The following is a 20,788-nucleotide window of genomic DNA, read 5'->3' on the forward strand; positions in this document are numbered from 1 at the left end:
TCAGTTCATCTGAAAATGCAGCGGATAGGCGCCGTCGGTGAAAGGGCCAAACAGATCAGGGATATCGGGGTGATCCACCGGCTCGCCCGAATAATCCGCGACGAGGTTCTGCTCGGACACATAGGCCACATAGTAGCTCTGATCATTCTCGGCCAGGAGATGATAGAACGGCTGATCCTTCACCGGGCGGTTCTCTTCAGGGATCGACTCGTACCATTCTTCGGTATTGGCGAATTCCGGATCGACATCAAAAATCACGCCACGGAAGGGATGCTTCTTGTGACGGACGACCTGCCCGAGGTGATATTTTGCGCGCGTACGTATCATAACATGCTGCCCCTACCCCTCGACGGTAGCCCTTTCAAGGGGTTTGTCCAATCATGGCGATAGTTCATAGAGAAACAGACTGTGATCGGCGTACCGACAGCGGCCTTCGGGCGTTGGCACCCCCAAAGCGGTGTGCGATCAGCGCAATCCCGCCAAGCCGGGCGCCCATCCCGCTAATTTAGTGATGTGATGAGACACGGGAATCGGGTAAAGTCCTTGAAAAAACGTACCTATAAAAAACGAGAGGCGAGAGGCAAATGAGCAAGCATCTTCGCGCAATGATTATCGTGCTGCTGGTGGCATCCTGCGGCGGTGGCCCCCAAACGGCCCCGCGCGATTTGGATAACGCCTGCACGATTCTGAAAGAGCGCCCCGATTATTTACGTGCATTCCGCGCGACCGAACGGAAATGGGGGGTGCCCATTCACGTGCAAATGGCCACCATCCACCAAGAAAGCAAATTCGTGGCCGACGCGCGGACGCCGTTCAAATACGTGCTGGGCGTGATCCCCATGGGCCGTCAATCCAGTGCCTTTGGCTATTCGCAAGCGCTTGACGCGACATGGGATGAGTATCTGAACTCCGAAGGCCGCCGCCGTGCGAAACGCGATGAAATCCGCGACGCGAGCGATTTCATGGGATGGTATATGAACCTGACGCGCGATCGGAACGGCGTTTCCCTGCATGACGCCCGGAACCAATACCTTGCCTATCACGAAGGCCACACCGGTTTTTCCCGACAGAGCTACAACAGCAAGGCGTGGCTGGTTGGCGTCGCCGGCAAGGTCGATTCGCGCTCAAAGCTGTATGAACGTCAAATCGCCGGATGCCGCCTGCGCGGTTGGTAAATGCCCGCAGCCAGTTCTAAACGCAAAACGCCCCGGCTCATCGAACCGGGGCGTTTTTGTTTCTGCAGGGCCGCTTAGCGCTTGCTGCCCGCCCGCGCACCTGCGGTGTCAAACAAGCTATTGGCGATATTGCCGCCGACCTGCATGTCACCCAGCACGACGGTTGTGGCACTGCCATTGCCGTCATTGATGATCCACTGGCGCAGTTGCACCGGGTTGCCGGTGAACTTCATCTGGATGTTACCATATTGCGGGTTCGCGGGGTCTTGGGCCGTGACCGTGGTGGCGGTGCCGTCATAGCTGTGACCGGTCACCATCTTGGCACGGCCCAGATCGACATTTTCCGCCAAGATGATCGACAGAGGGGTGCGCGCCAGCGGATAGGTCTCTGCCGGTTGGTTGGATTTTTTGTCGTAGATCACAACCGTGTTCGCGCCCGCAATGACCAGCCCAGAATCGGGGGCGTTATATTCAAAACGTACCTTACCGGGGCGTTTGATATAGATCGTGCCCGAGCTGATCGACCCATCGTCGTTGATCTGGGTAAAGTCGCCCTTGGCGGTCCGAAGCTGGTTCAGATAGCCCGAGATCTCGTTCAGCGACAGTTGCTGCGCCGCCGCGGCGAGGGGGGCGGATACGGCCAAACCAATCGCCAGAATCGCAGAAGTAAGTTTACGCATGTTGTTCGTCCTGTGTTGCCTCACGCTCTGACATAGGGCGGGTTGCCGTGATATTCGATATCAGGGGGCGGTTTTTCGCTATCACCCCTCACCCGGCCCATAAAAAAAACACCGCCAGGACAGTGATCCGGGCGGTGTTTTTATGTCTATCCCCCAAGAGGGGAGGGGGAGATCGCCCCCTATGCCTGTTCCGGTACCAGAATTTCGCGCTTGCCAACGTGGTTGGCCGGAGAGACAAGCCCTTCGTCTTCCATCTGCTCAACCAGTCGCGCGGCCTTGTTATAGCCGATCGCCAGTTTCCGCTGGATGTAGGAGGTCGAGCATTTGCGGTCTTTGATGACCACCTGAACGGCGGTGTCATAAAGCGCGTCTTCGCCATCGGTATTGCCGCCAAGGCCCAGCACCGCGTCGATGTTGCTTTCCTTGTCCTCGGACGGCCCTTCGACCACGCCGCCGACATAGTCGGGCTCACCGAACTGCTTGAGGTGGTTGACGATCTCTTCGACCTCTTCATCGCTGACGAAGGGGCCATGGCAGCGGGTAATCTTGGCCCCGCCCGCCATATAGAGCATGTCGCCCATGCCTAGCAGCTGCTCGGCACCCATCTCACCCAAGATCGTGCGGCTGTCGATTTTCGAAGTGACTTGGAAGGAAATCCGCGTGGGGAAGTTCGCTTTGATCGTGCCGGTGATAACGTCCACGGACGGACGCTGCGTCGCCATGATCAAGTGGATACCCGATGCCCGCGCCATCTGCGCCAGACGCTGAATGCAGGCTTCGATTTCCTTGCCCGCGACCATCATCAGGTCGGCCATCTCGTCGACGATAACGACGATATAGGGCAGCGCCTCGGGGGTATTTTCTTCGGTCTCAAAAATCGGCTCGCCGGTGTCCTCGTCAAAACCGGTCTGCACGGTGCGGGAGAACATCTCGCCCTTGGCCAGCGCTTCGCGGACGCGGCCGTTGTAGCCTTCGATGTTCCGCACGCCCATCTTGGACATCTTGCGATAGCGCTCTTCCATTTCGCCCACGGTCCATTTCAGCGCGACCACGGCCTTTTTCGGATCGGTCACAACCGGGGACAGCAGATGCGGAATGCCGTCATAGACCGACAGTTCCAGCATCTTGGGGTCGATCATGATCATCCGGCATTCCTGCGGTGTCAGCTTGTACAGCAGCGACAGGATCATCGTGTTGATCGCCACGGATTTACCCGACCCTGTGGTCCCCGCGATCAGCAGGTGTGGCATTTTCGCGAGGTTGGCGACAACCGGATCACCGCCGATGTCCTTACCAAGCGCCAGCGGCAGGCGCTGGTTGCCGTCGCCGAAATCACGGCTCGACAGGATCTCGCGCAGAATCACCTTCTCGCGGTGCTCGTTGGGCAGTTCGATCCCGATCACGCTGCGGCCGGGCACGGTAGACACACGGGCGGAAAGGGCAGCCATGGAGCGCGCGATATCGTCTGCAAGACCGATCACACGGCTGGCTTTGAGGCCCGGCGCAGGCTCAAGCTCATACATCGTGACAACCGGACCGGGGCGCACGGCGACGATCTCGCCCTTCACGCCGTAATCATCGAGCACGGTTTCCAGCATCCGCGCGTTTTCTTCCAGCGCCTCGTCGCTCAGGTGCAGGCGCTGCACGCTCTCGGGGCTTTCCAAAAGGCTCAGCGGCGGCAATTCGAAACCGGGGTGCGTGTCGTCGAAGGTCAAGGTGGGCTGCGCTTCGACCTGCGCCTGTTTCGAGGGCTGGACGGGTTTGCGGGTGGGCTGCTGCACCACTTTGCGCGGCTCGGCCACGGGGATCTTCATCGCCTCTGGCGCGGGCGTTTGCTGCAACGGCAGGGTTTCAGAGGCTACTGTATCCTCGTAGCCCTGAACCGTCGGCTCGTGCATCATCGGCTCTTCGACCATCGGCTCCGGTGCCGGCTCAGGTTGTACCTGCGGTTTGCGCAGCAGCGGCTCGGGGCGCAGGGTGGCCGCGCCTGCGGTCAGCGGCGGCTCGGCGCGCAGGGTGGCGGGCTGGCTGGTGTTCAGCAACAGCGGGTCAGGCCCGCGGCCCCGGCCCTTGGTCAGCGGCGCGGTTGTGGGCGTATGGATCGCATTGGCATTGCGAACGCGGTTCTTGATGACATCAGCGATCTTGCTTTTGATGCGCTCCTCGCCCGGAGTTTCATCCACGATGGCATCGCTGTAGGTCTCGATCAGTTCCGGCTCGGGCATGTCGTCCGCTTCGGGGCGTTTGATAAGACCAGGCATCCGGCCAAACAGGCTGCGCGGCTCTGCTTCCGGCTCGGCCATTGGGGCTTGCTGCGCGTAATAATCCTGACCAGCATCCTGTGCTGCCCAAGTCTCGGCTTCCTCAGCCTCCTGACGGCGACGCTCACGCCGTTCGGCCTGACGGGCCGACAGGTTCTGCGCGGCCACAACGGCACCGCTGGCGCCACGGCCCAGAAGGGTCATCAACCCGGCATAGGCCATGATCAGACCGACCAGCAGGAACCGCGTGATGCGCATCAACTCGGCCTTGGTGAAGCCCAGCACAAAGGCACCCAGAGCCAGAATCGCCACGCCCATCAAAAGCGACATCAGCTTGACCGTCAGGGTCGAGCCGATGGGCAAGACCGTCAGCAACGCGCCCATGACGGTATCGCCAAAAAGCCCGCCCAGACCAAAGCTATGGGTCAGCAGCCATTCCTGACCGGGGGCCAGCGTCGCGGCATAGATCGCCCCAAGAGCGACGGCGATGGGGGCAAAGATCAGACGGCCAAGAGCGCGGTCATCGCCTTGATGCAGCGCGAAACGCCCGCCCCAGAACAGCAGAACGATGGCAATGCCCCAAGCGCCCCAGCCCACGATCATGAACAGTGGTGCCGCGATGGAGGCACCGATCCGGCCCATCCAGTTCTGCACCGGCGCATCGGTCGAGACCATCCAGTTGGGATCGTCGGGCGTGTAGCTGCCGATCATCATGGCGGCCATAATGCCCAGCATGATCAGCGCCAGCCCCAGCAGTTCACGACCGCGCTTTTCGATTGCCTGGGCCATGTTGCTGTCTAGCAATGGATCGCGTCCCCGTGTCTGATATGCCATGTCGTCCCTCGCTTATGTCGAATACAGACAGTCGCGGATCGCTTCCAACCCGCGCGTCGTTTCGTCTTTTGGGGCCACCAAGGCGACCCGAATGTAATTTTGACCGGGATTGTTCCCGGCAACGTTCTGCGCCAGATAGCTGCCGGGCAGCACCCGCACGCCTGTCTCGCGCCACAGTCTCAGCGCCGCGGCCTCATCATCCTCGACCGGGAGCCACAAGAAGAACCCCGCCTCGGGGCTCGCATAGCCCGGCACATTGCCAAAAATGCGGTCGGCGATGGCGTATTTCTCTTGGTAGAGCGCGCGGTTCTCTTCCACATGCGCTTCATCCGCCCAAACGGCGGCAGCGGCCTGTTGCAAGGGCAGCGGCAACGGCGCGCCCGCGTAATTGCGCAACTGTTTGATCTCGCGCATCGTCTCTGGCCCGCTGGCGGCAAAACCCGCCCGCAGCCCCGGCAAGTTCGAGCGTTTCGACAGCGAGTGAAAGATCACCACCCGGTTGCGGTCGGTGCCGAGTTCCTTAACCACCTCCAGCGCGCCGGTCGGCGGCGTGTCGCGGTAGATCTCAGAATAGCATTCATCAGCAAAAATCAGGAAATCATATTTCTCGGCCAGCGCGATCAACTCGGCCCAGTAATCGCGCGAGGCGACAACGCCCTGCGGATTGGCGGGGGAGCAAAGATAGGCCGCCGTGGTGCGGCGGAGCACCTCTTCGGGCAAGCTCGCGAAATCGGGCAAATGCCCGGTCTCGGCGGTGGCGGGGACCATGATCGGCTCCGCCGCGCCCGAAATCGCGCCGATCATATAGACTTGGTAAAAGGGGTTCGGCATCAGAATCGCCGATTTCTCCCCATTCTTGGTCGTTGGGCAGAGTGCGATGACGGCGTTATACAGCCCCTCGCGGGTGCCGTTCAGGGCCATAACCTCGCTGTCGGGGTCCATCTCGACCCCGTAGCGGCGGGCAATCCATGCGGCGATGGCGCCGCGCAATTCGGGCGAGCCGTCGTTTGGCGGGTACTTGTTAAAGCCTTCGGCGTGTTTCGTGATCTCATCCGTGACCCAAGCCGGAAACGCATGTTTCGGCTCGCCAATGGTCATATGGATAGGCGTGCCACCGCCCTCATGCCCATCAAGCAAGGCGCGCAGGCGCGGCCACACGTGGGCCGGAAGGTTCGAAAACCGCTCGGAATACATCATCAAAACTGCCTCGGATCGGGATCATTCATGCCCCGTTTGCCCCAAGGTACCCAAGGCCGCCTCTCCCGTCCAGAAAAACCGGGAGATTTGCGGCCCTTGTGGCTTTTCGGTCGTGCGCTGTTATGCCTCGCGTAGGGCCGTTTCAGCCGCTGCACCAAGGCGCAAAAGCTGTTCCTCGGCATTGGGCGCAGCCATAAAAGAGATGCCGCACGACGGCGCGCCGGTTGGCAACGTAAGCGCGCAGAGCCCCATGAGATTCGCGACTCGCGTGTTGCGTAGAGACAGGAGATTCTGCGCGAGGTAGTAGTCATGGTCGCTGTTCAGCCGCTCAATGTTCGGTGGCAGCATCGGCGCAGTTGGCACCAGTACGGCGTCATAGCCCGCCACGGCCCGGTCATAGCCCGCCCGCGCCAGGTCAAGTTTGGCCCAAGCGGCGACGTAATCAGGGCCGGAGAACCCTTTACCTAACCGAAAACGCTCAAGGATTTCGGTGAACATCGCCTCTGGATTGGCCTCGATGACATCTCGCCAAAGACCGTAGGCTTCGGTGGTGTAGAGACAAGAACTCAGCGGCATCGCCTCTTCGACGTCGGGCACGGCGATTTCATCAACCGTGGCACCGGCCTCTCTCAGCCGTTCCACTGCCGCTTCGAAAGCCGCTTTCGGCTCTTCGGAAAGCTCCTCCATCACAACATTGGTCAGCACCGCAAAGCGGCAGCCCTCCAATTCGCTTTCCTGCAAATCAGCAGGCTTCGCCCCTTCCAGAACGCCCAGCAGCAGCGCCGCGTCCTCAACCGAACGGCAAAGCGGGCCAACCGTGTCGAACTTTGCCGCCAGCGGCACTGTCCCGGAAAGGGAGACCCGCCCAGCCGTGGTTTTGAGCCCCACCAAATCGTTCCACGCCGCCGGGATACGCACCGACCCGCCCGTATCCGACCCAATCGCCGCCGCCGCCAGCCCAAAGGCCACCGACGCCGCAGCCCCGGAAGATGAGCCGCCCGAGACACTGTCCGGCTCGTTCACACAGGGCGGCGTCGCGGTGCTGGGGTTATGACCGAGGCCCGAGAAGGCCAATTCGCTCATGTGGGTTTTGCCCAGACAGACCAGCCCCATCGCGGTCGCACTGGCGAGCACTTCGGCATCGCGTTCGGGCACCCGGCCTTCGAGCAGTTTGGTGCCTGCTTCGGTGGCTGTTCCGGCGGTGTCAAAAAGGTCTTTCCAAGAGATCGGCACACCATCAAGCGGCGACAGGCGCTGGCCGTCGCGGGCACGCTCAGCCGCGGCGGCGGCTTCGGCGCGGGCGCGGTCGGGGGTGACGCGGGCATAGATACGGTCGCGCATCGGATGTGCGTCGATGGCATCAAGATAGGCATCGCAAAGCGCCACCGGATCGATATCACCTGCCGCGATCCCGCGCCCCAGATCCGCCGCCGTCATTTCCAACCATTCTTGCATGTCATTCCCCTTGCCGCTGTTCTTGGCGAACCTAGCGACCGTTCGGCGCATGGACAATCCCCGCGCGCAGGTCATATCTAGGGCCATGGATTTTGACCACGATATCGCGATCATCGGCGGCGGATTAAACGGCCCCGCCCTTGCCTTGGCCCTCAGCCGCGCAGGATTGCGCGTGGCGGTGATTGATGCCCTGCCCGCGCAGACCTTTGACGACGCCGAATTCGATGGCCGAGCCTATGCGCTGGCGCTGACCTCGGTCAGGTTGATGGAAGGCATCGGCATCTGGCCCGAGATTGCGGATGACGCCCAGCCGATGCTGGAGATCAAGGTGACCGACGGGCGCGCGGGCACCGGCCCCTCGCCCATGTTCATGCATTTCGACCATGCCGAAATCGAAGAAGGCCCCATGGGCCATATGATCGAAGACCGCCACCTGCGGCGCGCCTTGCTAAAGGCCGTCGCGGCTGATCCGGCGATCACCCTGTTGAACGACACCCGCGTCACCGATCAAACGGTCGAGCCGACCGGCATCACCCTGACCTTGGACGGCGGTAAGACTCTACGCGCGCGGTTGGCCGTGGGGGCCGATGGGCGCGGCAGCGGGACCGCTGAACGTGCCGGGATCAAGCGCATTGCATGGTCCTACGCGCAGACGGCGCTGGTCTGTGTGGTCGATCACGAAAAACCGCACCACGGCATCGCACATCAATTTTTCATGCCCCCCGGCCCGCTGGCAATCCTACCGCTGACGGGTAACCGCTCCCTCATCGTCTGGAGCGAAGCCAGCGCCAATGCCGCCGCGATCAACGCCCTGCCGAATGCGCAATACCTCGACGTGCTGCGCCCGCGCTTTGGCAGTTTTCTGGGGGAGCTTTCCCTGACCGGCCCGCGCTACAGCTATCCCCTGGGCCTGTCTCTGGCGCATTTCATGACCGCCCCGCGCGTGGCGCTTTTGGGCGACGCGGCCCATGGCGTGCACCCCATCGCGGGTCAGGGGTTGAACGCGGGTCTACGCGATGTGGCGGCCCTGGCCGAGGTAATCGCTGATGCGGTGCGCCGGGGCGAAGACCCCGGAAATGACGCCGTACTGGCACGCTATCAGGAGTGGCGGCGGTTCGACAACGCCAGCCTTGCGCTGGCGACCGATAGCTTCAACCGGCTGTTTTCGAACGATAATGCGTTTTTGCGCCTGGCCCGCGACATGGGCATGGCCGCAATCAACGCCCTGCCCGGCCTGCGTCGCAACTTCATCCGCGAGGCAGCAGGCCTGACGGGAGAATTGCCCCGGCTGATGCGTGGAAAGCCCCTTTAACAGGGCCGCGCAGCGTTACAGCGTACGCGCTTCATCCGGCAACATCACCGGAATGCCATTGCGGATTGGATAGGCAAGCCCGGCGGCCTTCGACACCAATTCCTGCTTTTCCGCGTCATAGACCAGCGTTGTCTGAGTACGCGGACAGATCAGTGCCTCCAGCATCCGGCGGTCGAATTGAACGGTCGCATCCGTCATTGCATCAAGCCCTCTTCCTGACCGCCACGCATCGCGAATTCGATCAATGTCACCAATGTCTCGCGCCGGGTCTCCAGCGATGGCGCCTCAAGCAGCGCCTGTTTGTCTTCGTCCTCAAACTCCAGCATCATCGACAGAGAGTTAATGAGCAATTCATCTTCGGCGTCTTTCAAGGTATCCCAATCCGCCGAAAGGCCGCGGGCATCGAAATAGCGGCCTAACAGATCAAGGAAACGCGTCCGGTCAAAGGTGTCGTCAAACTCATCCTCGCCAAGATCCCGGTCGAAGCCCGACCAGTTCACATCGCAGCGGCGATAGGGGCTAAAACCTTCGATCTCTTCCACAACGCGAAACCGTGACACACCACCCAAGGTCACCATATAGCGCCCATCTTCGGTCTCGGAAAATTGCGTGATGCGCCCGGCACAGCCAATCTGGTGCAGGCCATTGCCATCGCGGCCCGGCACTTCGTTGGGCTGGACCATGCCGATCAGCCGAGTATCCGTTTTAAGCGCATCTTCGATCATCTGAAGATAGCGCGGTTCGAATATATGCAACGGCAACCGCGACCGGGGCAGCAACAGCGCCCCTGCCAACGGAAAGATCGCAATTGTTTTGGGCAATTCTGCTGGCTTGATCATGACAAGGGACTTAGTGCGCCCGGCTCCTCAGGCAAATATCATCGACGACAGTTTGCGGCGCCCGTTCAAGACCACCGGATCATTGGGCTTTAACGCCTCGAAAATGGTGAACATCTGGGTCTTGGCAGCGCCCTCATTCCATTCACGATCCCGGCGGAAAAGCTCCAGCAAGTGATCCACCGCCCCTTCGGCATCGTTATGCGCATAAAGCGCCTGAGCCAAATCAAAGCGCGCTTGATGGTCGTCAGGATTGGCCTCAACCGTGTCGGTCAGCTCGGCCACCGGGCCCGCGTTGGCCGCTTGATGCGCCAGTTGTAGCTGAGCATGAGCCGCTTCCAGCTCAGGCGACTTGGAGATTTCGATCGGCGCACCATTCAGCAAAGCTTCGGCCTGCTCCAACTCGCCCATCGCGATATAGGCGCGCACCATGCCACCGTAGGCCGGGGCGTTCATCGGGTCTTCTTCCAAAATCGCGGCAAAGGTCTGCGCCGCGTCGGCCGCAGCCCCTTCGGTCAGCATTTCTTCGGTAGCGGCCACGGCGTCGGCAAGCGTATCACCGGGCGCTTCGCCACCACCCGCTATTACCACGCGGTCAACGAAGGCCTTGATCTCGGACTGCGGCTGCGCGCCTTGGAAACCATCAATCGGCTGACCTTTGTAGAAAGCATAGACTGTCGGGATCGATTGGATCTGCAATTGCCCTGCAATCGCCTGCGCCTGATCGACATCGACCTTCACCATCTTTACCGCACCATTCGCGGCGCGCACGGCGTCTTCCAACATCGGGCCGAGCGTCTTGCACGGGCCGCACCAAGGCGCCCAGAAATCAACGATGACCGGCACCGTCTGCGAAGCTTCGACCACATCGGCCATAAAGGTCGCTTCGGTCGTGTCCTTGATTAGGTCGGCATCTGCCGAGGCCGGGGCGGCGGTGGAAAGGTTCAGGTCAATCATGCTGTCATCCTCGCTAATCGCGTTTGGCTTTATATGGACGTGCGGTGGTCCGATTCAAAGGTCAAAACTGGCAAAAACCGGTGCGTGGTCGCTAGGTTTCTCCCAACCGCGTGCATCGCGGACGATATGGCTGGAGTGTCCGGCCTGTGCGATATCAGAGGTGGCCCAGATGTGATCGAGCCTGCGGCCCTTATCAGCGGCGTCCCAATCGGCGGCGCGGTAGGACCACCAGCTATAAAGATTGCCCGTCGGCACGTCCTGCCGGGTGATGTCGATCCAATTGCCCGCATCCTGCACCGCGCCAAGCGCTTCGACCTCCACCGGGGTGTGGCTGACGATCTTCAACAGCTTCTTGTGGTCCCAGACGTCATCCTCACGCGGGGCGATGTTCAGATCACCCACAAGGATCGACTTCTTGGGCTTTTCACTATGAAACCAGTCGCGCATTTCCGAGAGGTAGTCGAGCTTTTGTCCAAACTTCTCATTGATCTCGCGGTCGGGTTTGTCACCGCCAGCGGGGACGTAGAAGTTGTGGATCGTGGTGCCGTTTTCCAGCTTGGCCGCCACATGGCGGGCATGGCCCAACATGGCGAAATCCTGATCTCCTGCGTCCAGCAGAGGCAGCTTCGACAGGATCGCCACGCCGTTGTAGCCCTTCTGACCGCGCGCCACCATGTGCGTATAGCCAGCCGCCTTGAACGCCTCGACCGGGATTTTATCGACCGGGCTTTTGCACTCTTGCAGGCACAGCACATCCGGCCCGTGTTCGGCCAGCAGTTTCAGCACCAAAGGCTCGCGCAGGCGGACGGAGTTGATGTTCCAAGTGGCGAGGGAAAAGGACATGGGGCAGGCTCCGGTCTGAGGGTGGTCCGGCACAGTAACGCGGGCGGCGCGGGGGTGCCATGAGGAAATCTGCGCACAGGTCACTGGGGCTAAAGATGGACAGAAGATAAAAAAAGGCCGGGCACTACGGCCCGGCCAGTCCAACAGGGAGGTATGTACCTTTAACCCGGGTACAAAAGTCGGGCTTCAAACCGAGTGGCGGGTCATGAAAACCCCGCCTCTCAGAGTTTCCAACCACGCGGGGTTGGAAATGGTTCCATGATTTATGCCATCAGGCGATAACCACCGGATTCAGTCACCAGCAAACGGGCATTCGAGGGGTCAGGCTCGATCTTTTGCCGCAGGCGGTAGATATGGGTTTCCAGCGTGTGGGTCGTGACGCCAGCGTTATAGCCCCAGACCTCATGCAGCAGCACATCGCGCGGCACGACACCATCGGTTGAGCGGTAGAGGAATTTGAGGATATTGGTCTCTTTCTCGGTTAGACGCACCTTGCGGTCGTCCTCTGTTGTCAGCACTTTCATCGCGGGTTTGAACGTATAAGGCCCAAGCTGGAACACCGCGTCTTCGGACTGCTCGTGCTGGCGCAACTGCGCGCGGATGCGGGCCAAAAGGACGGGGAATTTGAATGGCTTCGTGACGTAATCATTCGCCCCCGCATCAAGGCCAAGGATCGTATCGGCATCGGTGTCATGGCCCGTAAGCATCAGGATCGGGCTTTTCACCCCCTGTTTGCGCATCAAGCGACACAGTTCGCGCCCATCGGTGTCCGGCAGGCCCACATCAAGGATCACCAAATCGTACAGCGCCTCTTTGGCTTTGGTCATCGCCTCGGTGCCATTGGCGGCTTCGAAAACGTCGAAATCCTCGGTCATGATCAGCTGTTCACTCAGCGCCTCACGCAGGTCATCGTCGTCATCAACGAGCAGGATTTTCTTAAGCTGGGGCATCTATCTCTCCGTCTGTTGTCTTATACATGCGCTTCGGCAGGGGCTCCGACAAGGGATGTGACCTCTGTCTCACAGCCTCGTGTCAACAAAGCGTGAAATGTTTCAATTCCTTGCGAAATAACCTAGATAAACGCTGAAGCCTTTGCGGAGTTGCAACAAACCATGAGTTTCGCCCCGGATATCACCGAACAACTGGCGCGTGCGCGGGCCGATTTACGCATGGGCGTGCCCGTGGTTTTGGCGGATGGGGCGCAGGCCGCCCTCGTGCTGGCGGCGGAGACGCTGACCGCGCAGCGCCTTGCGGATGTACTGGCCTTGGGCGGAGCGCCCGTGCTGGCAATCACCGCGCGGCGAGCCGAAACGCTGAAAGCCCGCGCCTATGATGGCCAACTGGCCCGCGTGCTACTGCCCCCCGGCGCGACACCCGCTTGGGTGCAAAGCATCGCTGATCCGGCAGATGATCTGCGTGCCCCGATGAAGGGTCCGCTCCAGACCGCGCGGGGCGGTGATACGGTCGCGCATAGCGCCGCGCTTGATCTGGTGAAAGCCGCGCGGATGCTGCCTGCTGCATTGGTGCTCGATCTGCCGCAGGGTGCTGACTTCGCGCGTCTGCACGGGCTGACCCTGATTAACCTCACCGCTGCCGTCCCGATCCTTGCGCGGCGCAGTGCCCTGCATCCGGTGGTCAACGCCCGTTTGCCGATGGAAGTGTCTGAGGCGGGTCGTCTGCATATCTTCCGCCCCGAAGACGGTGGCGAGGAGCATTACGCGATCGAGATCGGCCGCCCTGCCCGCAACACGCCCGTTCTCTGCCGTCTGCACTCAGCCTGTTTTACCGGCGATCTTATGGGCAGCCTGAAATGCGATTGCGGCCCACAGCTTCGCGCGGCACTGGCGCAGATGGGGGGCGAAGGCAACGGCGTGTTGCTCTACCTCAATCAAGAGGGGCGCGGCATCGGCCTTGCCAACAAGATGCGCGCCTATTCTTTGCAGGATCAGGGTTTTGACACGGTTGAAGCCAATCATCGCCTCGGCTTTGAGGATGATGAGCGCGATTTCCGCCTCGGCGCGGACATTCTGCGCTCGATGGGGTTTTCCGCCGTTCGGTTGCTGACCAACAACCCGCGCAAGGTGGGCATGATGGAGCAAAGCGGCGTTGCCGTCACCGAACGTGTCCCGCTGGCCGTGGGCGAGAACCGCCACAACAGCGCCTATCTGGCTACCAAGGCCGCGAAATCGGGACATCTTCTGTGACGCCGAGTGACATGGTTCTGACGCCGACGGGCCTGCGGTTTCAGGGGCGGCGCTATGCCTGTAGCATCGGCAAGGGCGGTCTGACCCATGACAAACGCGAAGGCGACGGGGCCACGCCGCGCGGGATCCATCGTTTGGTGGGGATGCTCTATCGGCCTGACCGTATCCCTGCCCCAAGCGCTTGGGCACAGCCGATCGGGCCCGGTGATCTGTGGTCCGACGCCAGCGGCCAGCCTGACTACAACCACCGCGTCCATGCCCCCTACCCCCATAGCCACGAGGCGCTGCGCCGCGCTGATCCGCTCTATGATCTGGTGATCCTGACCGACTGGAACTGGCCGGAAGCCGAAGCTGGCCGCGGCTCCGCGATCTTTATCCATCAGTGGCGGCGGCCGGGCTATCCGACCGAGGGCTGCATCGCCTTTGCACGGGCCGATCTTCATGAGATCGCCGCCCGTGTCGGCCCGGCGACGCGGTTAATTATTCGCTAACCCGTTCACCAAAAATAGCAGAGCCGACACGCACATGGGTCGCCCCAAGGGCAATGGCCTGCTCAAAGTCACCGCTCATGCCCATCGACAAGCCGTTCAAATCGTTGCGCGCGGCGATCTTGGCAAGTAATGCGAAGTGCAGCGATGGCGCCTCATCTACCGGGGGAATACACATCAACCCCTTGATCGGCAGGTCCAGCGCGCGGCATTCGGCAATGAAATCATCCGCCTCACGGGGCATCACCCCGGCCTTCTGATCTTCTTCGCCGGTATTCACCTGAATGAAGAGGTCGGGACAGCGGCCAATCTCCTGCGCCAAGCGCGCGATGGTCTTGGCCAGTTTGGGACGGTCTACCGTGTGGATCGCCTCGACCAGTTCCATCGCCTGACGGACCTTGTTGGTTTGCAAGGGGCCTATGAGGTGTAGCTCAACATCCGCGAAATCCTCGCGGAACCCCGGCCATTTGCCTGCCGCTTCTTGCACGCGGTTCTCACCAAAGATGCGATGCCCTTCGTCCAATACCGCACGCACGCGGGCATCAGGCTGCACCTTACTCACAGCAATCAGCTTGACCGATCCCGCCGCGCGGCCTGCATCGGCTTCGGCTTTCCTGATGCGGTTTTGGATGTCGTTCAGACTCATTTTCGGCCCTCCATTTCAGGCGCGCAGAGAACACCAGCATCGCGCAAAAGAAAAGGGGCAGACCAAAAGGCCTGCCCCAATATTCAGAGTATGTCGCTCAACTTAGAAGTTGAAGCGAACACCCATGTCGGCAACGGTGTCGCCGTCGATCTGCTTAACCACACCACCGCGCAGCGAGGTGCCGCCGCCGAGGTCGTGGTTGAAGTCAACGCCGTAGCCGGTGTCGTTTGCAGAGTCTGTCGAGTCGCTGTTGTCAGCAACATAGACTTCTACGTCTGTCGCTGCACCAACGTCAAAGCGCGCGGCCAGAACAACACGATCACCGCCGGTGCCGTTGTCAGCATAGGCCAAAGTCACGTCTGCGATGCCGAAGGAACCACCAGCGGATGCGGTCCACTCGGTGTCAGCTGCGCTGTCGGAGTCTTGACCACCAACTGCGAAGGTCCAACCGCTCCATGTGTACGCAACGTAACCGGCAACGCGGTCGTTGTCGTCGGAAGCCGACACGTGCACAGCAAGATCACCAGCGGAGTACAGAACTTCCAGACCGTTTGCACCGGCTGCGCCGCTGCCGCTGGAGGAGTACTGGTCGCCACGGTCGTTGAACGCGGTGTAGTCATAACCGAGACCGGTCAGACCCATGTCGACAGGGTACTGACCTGGCATGGATTCCAGAGCACCGAAGATGTTACCAACGCCAACTTCGAAGCCACCGGTGCGAGCGAAGAAGCGAACACCGTTGAGGTCAGAACCGGCAGGATCGTTGCCGTTGTCTGTGTTGTTCTGCTGGATGCGAGTGCGTGCACCGAAGACAACGCCAGCGTCGGACTCAGCTGTCGCGTCGATCTGCAGACGGAAACGCGAAGTCACGTCTGTGGAGCTGTCACCAGTTGTGGAGTCGTTGTCGTTGTACATGATACCGAAACGGCCGTAGCCGCCGAATGTCACGTCTGCTGCTGCTACACCGGCGGTCGCAACCAGGGCTGTTGTAGCGAAGAGAACTTTTTTCATGAGTTTTCCCTCGGTTTGAATTCATATGCCCAGACCGGGGAATCCGGTAAGGGTATGAAGGGTGTTTGCCCCCAATGCCCTGCACTTGGCAAGGTTCACGGGCCGCCCACCTACAATGTCACCGGGGCTGGTGCAGCTATGCCACAGTTTGGCCGTCTCGAGCTGTACACAGCGCCCACACAGCGCCTGCCCCCATGCACACGCCTTTGACATAGACCTTGCCGATATGGGCCCGCTTGGATAGACCGGAGCGCAAACAGGCAAAGGAAAGCTGCAATGGCCCTTCGTACCGCTTGCAAGATGGCGATCTCCGTTCTGGCGCTTAGCGCGCTTGCCGCCTGTGGTGGGGGCTTTGGTAGCCCTGCCACGGAACGGCCAGATCAATACACCAACTCAAACAACCCTAATAACATTGAGACCAACCCGGAAAACACGATCTGGTCGATCTTTAACCGCAAGAACACGGACAGCAGTGTTTCGGTGAACAAATACCTGTGGTCGGCCTCGCTTGAAGTACTGAACTTCTTGCCGGTGCAATCGGTCGATCCTTTCACCGGCGTGATCGTCACGGGCTACGGCACCCCGCCGGGCGGTGGCCGTGCTTACCGCGCGACGGTTCTGATTGACGATCCGGCGCTTGATGCCCGCTCGCTCAACGTCGCACTGCAGTCCTCGGGCGGCCAGCCTGTCGCACGGGCCACCTCGCGTGCGGTAGAGGATGCGATCCTAAGCCGGGCGCGGGAAATGCGTGTGTCCGACAGCAAATTCTGAGCCCGCTTAACTCAACACCTTTCCAACGCCGGGCCTTGTGAAAACAGCAGCCCGGCGTTTTTCATGTCATAAGGTCCCCGTCATGCCCCGCTATACCCCCGCCGAGATCGAAGCCCGCTGGCAGCAAGCCTGGGAAAAGGATGGCGTCTTTCAGGCCACCCGCAATGCAGACAAGCCGAAATACTATGTGCTTGAGATGTTCCCCTATCCGTCGGGCCGCATCCACATGGGGCATGTGCGCAACTACACGATGGGCGACGTGATCGCGCGCTACAAGATCGCCACCGGGCATAACGTGCTGCACCCGATGGGCTGGGACGCCTTTGGCATGCCCGCCGAAAACGCCGCCATGGCCATCGGCGGCCACCCGGCGGATTGGACCTATGACAACATCGCCGAGATGAAGAAGCAGATGAAACCTCTGGGCCTGTCGATTGACTGGAGCCGCGAGATCGCCACTTGCCATCCCGGTTATTACGGCCAGCAGCAGGCGCTGTTTTTGGACTTCCTCGAAAAGGGTCTGGTCTACCGCAAGAACGCCGTGGTGAACTGGGACCCGGTCGATATGACCGTGCTGGCCAACGAGCAGGTCGAGAACGGCTGCGGCTGGCGCTCTGGCGCGCCGGTGGAGCGGCGCGAGCTGACGCAGTGGTTCTTCAAGATCTCCGACCATTCCGAAGAGTTGCTCTCTGCCCTCGACAGTCTCGACAACTGGCCCGCCAAGGTCAAACTGATGCAGGCCAACTGGATCGGCAAATCGCGCGGGCTGCAGTTTGCCTTCTCGACCATCGAAGCGCCCGAGGGTTTTGACCGGATCGAGGTCTATACCACCCGCCCCGACACACTGCTGGGTGCCTCCTTCGTCGGCATCTCGCCCGACCATCCGCTCGCCAAGACGCTGGAGCGGGACGACGAAGCCGTCGCCGCCTTCTGTGCCGAATGCCGCAAGGGCGGCACCACCGAGGAAGCCATCGAAACCGCCGAGAAGCTGGGCTATGACACCGGCATCCGCGTGCGCCATCCCTTTGACACGGCGCATGAATTGCCGGTCTATATCGCCAACTTCATCCTGATGGATTATGGCACCGGCGCGATTTTCGGCTGCCCCGGCCACGACCCGCGCGACTTCGAGTTCGCCACGAAATACGACCTGCCGATCATCTCGACCTTCCTGCCGTCCGAGGATGCCTCGCCAGAGCTGGACGCCGCTTTCGTCCCGCCGAAGACCGAAAAGGTGTTCTACAACCGTGGCTTCGCGGGCGACCAGTGGCAGACCGGCGAAGACGCCGTCGACGCCGCCATCGCCTTTTGCGAGGAGAACGGCATCGGCCACGGCGTCACCAAATACCGTCTGCGGGACTGGGGCCTCTCGCGTCAGCGCTACTGGGGCTGCCCGATCCCGGTCGTTCATTGCGATGACTGCGGCGTGGTGCCCGAAAAGAAAGAGAACCTGCCGATCGAGCTGCCCTACGATGTCACCTTTGACACCCCCGGCAACCCGCTTGACCGCCACCCGACATGGCGCAACTGCGCCTGCCCCGCCTGCGGCAAGGACGCCCTGCGCGAGACCGACACGATGGACACCTTCGTCGACAGCTCGTGGTATTTCGCCCGCTTCACCGCGCCGCGCGCGGAGACGCCGACCGTCATGGAAGACGCGCAATATTGGATGAACGTCGATCAATATATCGGCGGCATCGAACACGCGATCCTGCACCTGCTTTACTCGCGCTTCTTTGCCCGTGCGATGCAGATCACCGGCCACCTGCCCGAAAGCGCGGTGGAGCCCTTCGACGCGCTCTTTACCCAAGGCATGGTGACACATGAGATCTACCAGACCCGCGACGCCAATGGCCGCCCGGTCTATCACCTCCCCGAAGAGGTGACCGAGGGCAAACTCAGCGACGGCACCGAGGTTGAGATCATCCCCTCCGCCAAAATGTCGAAGTCTAAGAAAAACGTCGTCGACCCGCTGCACATCATCTCGAACTACGGCGCCGACACCGCGCGTTGGTTCGTGCTAAGCGATTCGCCCCCTGAGCGGGACGTGGAATGGACCGCCAGCGGCGCCGAGGCGTCTTACAAGCACCTGTCGCGCGTGTGGAACATCTGCGACCGCGTGAGCGAAATGGACCGCGATGCAACCGGCACCGGCGATGATGATCTGCTGCGCGCCATGCACAAGACGATCCATGACGTGACGATGGGCGTGGAATCCTTCGGCTTCAACGCGGCGATTGCCAAGCTCTATGCCTTCACCGCCACTTTGCAGAAATCCAAGGCAGGCTATGCCGCGCAGCGCGAAGCGATCATGACGCTGGCGCAGTTGATGTCGCCGATGACCCCGCACTTGGCCGAAGACATCTGGGCGCATCAAGGCGGCGAAGGGCTGATCACCAAGGCCCCATGGCCCAAGGCCGATGAGAAGATGCTGGTCGATGACACCGTGACCCTGCCGATCCAGATCAACGGCAAACGCCGGGCAGAAATTCAGGTGCCCGCCGACATGCCGAAGGAAGAGGTTGAAAAAATCGCGCTGGCGCATGAAGCTGTCATTCGAACGCTGGACGGGGCCACACCGAAAAAGGTCATCGTCGTGCCCGGACGGATTGTGAATGTCGTTGCCTAAGCCCACTCATATGCGCCGCCGCTTCCTGCTGGCCCTTCCCCTGTTGGCGCTCGCCGCCTGCGGGTTTGACCCGGTCTATGGCCCCGGCGGCGCGGGCACGGCCCTGCAAAACCGCGTGCTGGTCGATGTGCCCGAAGACCGCTTTGGCTATTTTCTGGTGCGCGAAGTGGAAAGCCGTTTGGGCCGCGCGGCCACGCCCCGCTGGGGGCTGGCGCTGACCACCACCACAACCGAAGACGGGCTGGCCATCGACAGCGAAGGCAACACTCGGCGTTATAACCTGCTTGGCACCACCTCTTACGCCCTGCGCGACCTCGACAGCGGGCAGATCGTGACCTCGGGCAAGGTCGAAAGCTTCACCGGCTATTCCGCCACCGGCACCACCGTCGCCACCCGCGCCGCCGAGTTGGACGCGCAGGAACGCCTGATGGTGATTCTGGCTGACCTCGTCGTGAGCCGCCTTTATGCGGCTGACCTGCCGCAATGAAGCTCACCCCGCGCGAGGCGAAACCCTATTTCGCGCGGCCTGATCCTGCGCGGACGGGGCTTTTGATCTACGGCAGCGATGCCATGCGCGTGGCGCTGAAACGGCAGGAATTCCTGAAAAACCTGCTCGGCGCCAATGCCGAAGAGGAAATGCGCCTCAGCCGGATGCCCGCAGGCGAATTGCGCCGCGATCCGGCGATGCTGTTGGACGCGATCAAGGCCGTCGGGTTCTTCCCCGGCCCGCGTGCCGCGCTGGTGGAAGAGGCCAATGACAATATCGCTAAAATCCTGCTCGACGCGCTGAAAGACTGGCAACCGGGTGACGCGCAGATCATCGTCACCGCAGGCGACCTGAAAAAGACCTCCAAGGTGCTCAAGGCCTTCGAGAGCCATCCCAATGCCTATGCCACCGCGATCTATGACAACCCGCCCGACCGGGCCGAGATCGAACAGATGCTGAAGGAAGCTGGCCTCACCCCCGAGGCCGACGCGATGGCCGCGCTCAGCGATCTGGCCCGCACGCTTGATCCGGGTGATTTCCGCCAAACGCTAGAGAAGATCACGCTCTACAAACTGGGCGACAGCAGCCCCATCGGGCTGGAAGACATCGCCGCCTGCGCCCCCACCTCAACCGAGGCCGAGGTGGACGACATCCTGCATGTGGTCGCCGAGACCCGCGCCGCCGAAATCGGCCCGGTGATGAGCAAGCTGCAAGGCCAAGGCGTGAACCCGGTGACGCTGACCATCATGGCGACCCGGCATTTCCGCACTCTCTACCGCATCGCCGCCAACCCCGGTGCGCCGATCTATGGTGTGCGCGACCGCGACCGCGCGATGCGGCAGGCGCGCAACTGGGGCGCGGTGAAGCTGGAAACGGCGCTTGCGGTGCTGACCGAGACCGACCTCAAGCTGCGCTCTGCCGGGCAGCACGCCCCGGCGCTGGCATTGGTTGAGCGGGCCTTTATCCGTCTGGCAATGCTGGGCGCACAACGTTGATTTTGGG

The 20,788-nt window shown here is 61.3% G+C and carries 20 protein-coding genes; 8 read left to right on the plus strand and 12 right to left on the minus strand.

All coding sequences use genetic code 11. From position 1 onward, the window contains the following. On the minus strand, positions 1-327 hold the full coding sequence (hspQ, locus tag ACSQ16_RS17495; protein ID WP_093927873.1) for a heat shock protein HspQ: 327 nt from the start codon (positions 325-327) through the stop codon (positions 1-3). Positions 328-584: 257 nt separating this feature from the next. On the opposite strand from hspQ, the gene ACSQ16_RS17500 reads away from it, so the two are divergent. Further along, the gene (locus ACSQ16_RS17500) at positions 585-1,175 is read left to right on the plus strand and encodes a lytic transglycosylase (RefSeq protein WP_093927872.1); all 591 of its coding nucleotides are present in this window, start codon (positions 585-587) and stop codon (positions 1,173-1,175) included. A 74-nt stretch (positions 1,176-1,249) separates the two neighbouring features. Here the strand turns inward: ACSQ16_RS17500 and ACSQ16_RS17505 are convergent, their stop codons facing one another. From ACSQ16_RS17505 to ACSQ16_RS17520, 4 genes are all read right to left on the minus strand, one after another. Beyond that, the gene (locus ACSQ16_RS17505) at positions 1,250-1,855 is read right to left on the minus strand and encodes a LolA family protein (protein ID WP_243262143.1); all 606 of its coding nucleotides are present in this window, start codon (positions 1,853-1,855) and stop codon (positions 1,250-1,252) included. Between the two features lie 179 nt (positions 1,856-2,034). Then, entirely contained in the window at positions 2,035-4,950 is a 2,916-nt protein-coding gene (locus ACSQ16_RS17510; protein WP_243262141.1) for a DNA translocase FtsK, read from the minus strand. Positions 4,951-4,962: 12 nt separating this feature from the next. Beyond that, positions 4,963-6,147, minus strand: a complete 1,185-nt coding sequence (locus ACSQ16_RS17515; RefSeq protein ID WP_243262140.1) for an aminotransferase class I/II-fold pyridoxal phosphate-dependent enzyme — start codon at positions 6,145-6,147, stop codon at positions 4,963-4,965. A gap of 120 nt (positions 6,148-6,267) precedes the next feature. Then, entirely contained in the window at positions 6,268-7,602 is a 1,335-nt protein-coding gene (locus ACSQ16_RS17520; RefSeq protein WP_243262138.1) for an amidase, read from the minus strand. A gap of 85 nt (positions 7,603-7,687) precedes the next feature. On the opposite strand from ACSQ16_RS17520, the gene ACSQ16_RS17525 reads away from it, so the two are divergent. Further along, the gene (locus ACSQ16_RS17525; RefSeq protein ID WP_243262136.1) at positions 7,688-8,914 is read left to right on the plus strand and encodes an FAD-dependent monooxygenase; all 1,227 of its coding nucleotides are present in this window, start codon (positions 7,688-7,690) and stop codon (positions 8,912-8,914) included. A 15-nt stretch (positions 8,915-8,929) separates the two neighbouring features. On the opposite strand, the gene ACSQ16_RS17530 is transcribed toward ACSQ16_RS17525, so the two are convergent. The 5 genes from ACSQ16_RS17530 to ACSQ16_RS17550 all read right to left on the minus strand — a co-directional run bounded on the left by ACSQ16_RS17530 (position 8,930) and on the right by ACSQ16_RS17550 (position 12,500). Continuing rightward, a complete protein-coding gene (locus ACSQ16_RS17530) occupies positions 8,930-9,112 on the minus strand; it encodes a Trm112 family protein (protein ID WP_067942458.1) in 183 nt (60 codons plus the stop codon). Beyond that, positions 9,109-9,753 carry an LON peptidase substrate-binding domain-containing protein gene (locus ACSQ16_RS17535; RefSeq protein WP_093927866.1) on the minus strand — a complete coding sequence of 215 codons (645 nt, stop codon included), beginning with the start codon at positions 9,751-9,753 and terminating at the stop codon, positions 9,109-9,111. Before ACSQ16_RS17535 ends, ACSQ16_RS17530 begins: the two co-directional genes overlap by 4 nt. A 27-nt stretch (positions 9,754-9,780) precedes the next feature. Further along, complete coding sequence (trxA, locus tag ACSQ16_RS17540) at positions 9,781-10,707, minus strand: thioredoxin (protein WP_317405631.1); 927 nt, start codon at positions 10,705-10,707, stop codon at positions 9,781-9,783. Between the two features lie 54 nt (positions 10,708-10,761). Further along, positions 10,762-11,550, minus strand: a complete 789-nt coding sequence (locus ACSQ16_RS17545; RefSeq protein ID WP_243262134.1) for an exodeoxyribonuclease III — start codon at positions 11,548-11,550, stop codon at positions 10,762-10,764. A 263-nt stretch (positions 11,551-11,813) separates the two neighbouring features. Further along, entirely contained in the window at positions 11,814-12,500 is a 687-nt protein-coding gene (locus ACSQ16_RS17550; protein WP_093927863.1) for a response regulator transcription factor, read from the minus strand. 162 nt (positions 12,501-12,662) lie between these two features. Here ACSQ16_RS17550 and ribA point away from each other — a divergent pair, with 162 nt between their 5' ends. Further along, positions 12,663-13,754: a GTP cyclohydrolase II gene (gene ribA, locus ACSQ16_RS17555; RefSeq protein ID WP_243262133.1), complete on the plus strand. Its 1,092-nt coding sequence runs from the start codon at positions 12,663-12,665 to the stop codon at positions 13,752-13,754. Continuing rightward, on the plus strand, positions 13,751-14,245 hold the full coding sequence (locus tag ACSQ16_RS17560) for a L,D-transpeptidase family protein (RefSeq protein WP_243262132.1): 495 nt from the start codon (positions 13,751-13,753) through the stop codon (positions 14,243-14,245). Before ribA ends, ACSQ16_RS17560 begins: the two co-directional genes overlap by 4 nt. On the opposite strand, the gene ACSQ16_RS17565 is transcribed toward ACSQ16_RS17560, so the two are convergent. Both ACSQ16_RS17565 and ACSQ16_RS17570 read right to left on the minus strand, forming a co-directional pair. Beyond that, the gene (locus ACSQ16_RS17565; RefSeq protein WP_243262131.1) at positions 14,235-14,888 is read right to left on the minus strand and encodes a YggS family pyridoxal phosphate-dependent enzyme; all 654 of its coding nucleotides are present in this window, start codon (positions 14,886-14,888) and stop codon (positions 14,235-14,237) included. The two genes, ACSQ16_RS17560 and ACSQ16_RS17565, sit on opposite strands and share 11 nt — an antisense overlap. 102 nt (positions 14,889-14,990) lie before the next feature. Next, the gene (locus ACSQ16_RS17570) at positions 14,991-15,899 is read right to left on the minus strand and encodes a porin (protein WP_093927859.1); all 909 of its coding nucleotides are present in this window, start codon (positions 15,897-15,899) and stop codon (positions 14,991-14,993) included. A gap of 276 nt (positions 15,900-16,175) precedes the next feature. Here ACSQ16_RS17570 and ACSQ16_RS17575 point away from each other — a divergent pair, with 276 nt between their 5' ends. From ACSQ16_RS17575 to holA, 4 genes are all read left to right on the plus strand, one after another. Continuing rightward, positions 16,176-16,670, plus strand: a complete 495-nt coding sequence (locus ACSQ16_RS17575) for a DUF3576 domain-containing protein (RefSeq protein ID WP_093927858.1) — start codon at positions 16,176-16,178, stop codon at positions 16,668-16,670. A gap of 82 nt (positions 16,671-16,752) precedes the next feature. Then, complete coding sequence (gene leuS, locus ACSQ16_RS17580; protein WP_317405627.1) at positions 16,753-19,299, plus strand: leucine--tRNA ligase; 2,547 nt, start codon at positions 16,753-16,755, stop codon at positions 19,297-19,299. Next, positions 19,286-19,786 carry an LPS assembly lipoprotein LptE gene (gene lptE, locus ACSQ16_RS17585; RefSeq protein WP_243262129.1) on the plus strand — a complete coding sequence of 167 codons (501 nt, stop codon included), beginning with the start codon at positions 19,286-19,288 and terminating at the stop codon, positions 19,784-19,786. The genes leuS and lptE overlap by 14 nt, the downstream gene beginning before the upstream one ends. Then, positions 19,783-20,781 carry a DNA polymerase III subunit delta gene (holA, locus tag ACSQ16_RS17590; RefSeq protein ID WP_243262128.1) on the plus strand — a complete coding sequence of 333 codons (999 nt, stop codon included), beginning with the start codon at positions 19,783-19,785 and terminating at the stop codon, positions 20,779-20,781. The genes lptE and holA overlap by 4 nt, the downstream gene beginning before the upstream one ends. The last annotated feature ends 7 nt before the right edge of the window (positions 20,782-20,788 follow it).

It is taken from the genome of Sulfitobacter sp. SH24, from assembly GCF_965641895.1.
GTDB classification, from domain to species: domain Bacteria; phylum Pseudomonadota; class Alphaproteobacteria; order Rhodobacterales; family Rhodobacteraceae; genus Sulfitobacter; species Sulfitobacter dubius.

What these genes read in the sequence shown, in the direction of transcription:
- ACSQ16_RS17575 (WP_093927858.1), top strand. Translation starts at nt 16,176, where the DNA reads ATGGCCCTTCGTACCGCTTGCAAGATGGCGATCTCCGTTCTGGCGCTT.
- ACSQ16_RS17530 (WP_067942458.1), bottom strand. Translation starts at nt 9,112, where the DNA reads ATGACGGATGCGACCGTTCAATTCGACCGCCGGATGCTGGAGGCACTG.
- ribA (WP_243262133.1), top strand. Translation starts at nt 12,663, where the DNA reads ATGAGTTTCGCCCCGGATATCACCGAACAACTGGCGCGTGCGCGGGCC.
- ACSQ16_RS17505 (WP_243262143.1), bottom strand. Translation starts at nt 1,855, where the DNA reads ATGCGTAAACTTACTTCTGCGATTCTGGCGATTGGTTTGGCCGTATCC.
- ACSQ16_RS17520 (WP_243262138.1), bottom strand. Translation starts at nt 7,602, where the DNA reads ATGCAAGAATGGTTGGAAATGACGGCGGCGGATCTGGGGCGCGGGATC.
- ACSQ16_RS17510 (WP_243262141.1), bottom strand. Translation starts at nt 4,950, where the DNA reads ATGGCATATCAGACACGGGGACGCGATCCATTGCTAGACAGCAACATG.
- ACSQ16_RS17550 (WP_093927863.1), bottom strand. Translation starts at nt 12,500, where the DNA reads ATGCCCCAGCTTAAGAAAATCCTGCTCGTTGATGACGACGATGACCTG.
- ACSQ16_RS17535 (WP_093927866.1), bottom strand. Translation starts at nt 9,753, where the DNA reads ATGATCAAGCCAGCAGAATTGCCCAAAACAATTGCGATCTTTCCGTTG.
- ACSQ16_RS17545 (WP_243262134.1), bottom strand. Translation starts at nt 11,550, where the DNA reads ATGTCCTTTTCCCTCGCCACTTGGAACATCAACTCCGTCCGCCTGCGC.
- lptE (WP_243262129.1), top strand. Translation starts at nt 19,286, where the DNA reads ATGTCGTTGCCTAAGCCCACTCATATGCGCCGCCGCTTCCTGCTGGCC.
- ACSQ16_RS17500 (WP_093927872.1), top strand. Translation starts at nt 585, where the DNA reads ATGAGCAAGCATCTTCGCGCAATGATTATCGTGCTGCTGGTGGCATCC.
- holA (WP_243262128.1), top strand. Translation starts at nt 19,783, where the DNA reads ATGAAGCTCACCCCGCGCGAGGCGAAACCCTATTTCGCGCGGCCTGAT.
- trxA (WP_317405631.1), bottom strand. Translation starts at nt 10,707, where the DNA reads ATGATTGACCTGAACCTTTCCACCGCCGCCCCGGCCTCGGCAGATGCC.
- ACSQ16_RS17565 (WP_243262131.1), bottom strand. Translation starts at nt 14,888, where the DNA reads ATGAGTCTGAACGACATCCAAAACCGCATCAGGAAAGCCGAAGCCGAT.
- ACSQ16_RS17570 (WP_093927859.1), bottom strand. Translation starts at nt 15,899, where the DNA reads ATGAAAAAAGTTCTCTTCGCTACAACAGCCCTGGTTGCGACCGCCGGT.
- leuS (WP_317405627.1), top strand. Translation starts at nt 16,753, where the DNA reads ATGCCCCGCTATACCCCCGCCGAGATCGAAGCCCGCTGGCAGCAAGCC.
- hspQ (WP_093927873.1), bottom strand. Translation starts at nt 327, where the DNA reads ATGATACGTACGCGCGCAAAATATCACCTCGGGCAGGTCGTCCGTCAC.
- ACSQ16_RS17525 (WP_243262136.1), top strand. Translation starts at nt 7,688, where the DNA reads ATGGATTTTGACCACGATATCGCGATCATCGGCGGCGGATTAAACGGC.
- ACSQ16_RS17515 (WP_243262140.1), bottom strand. Translation starts at nt 6,147, where the DNA reads ATGATGTATTCCGAGCGGTTTTCGAACCTTCCGGCCCACGTGTGGCCG.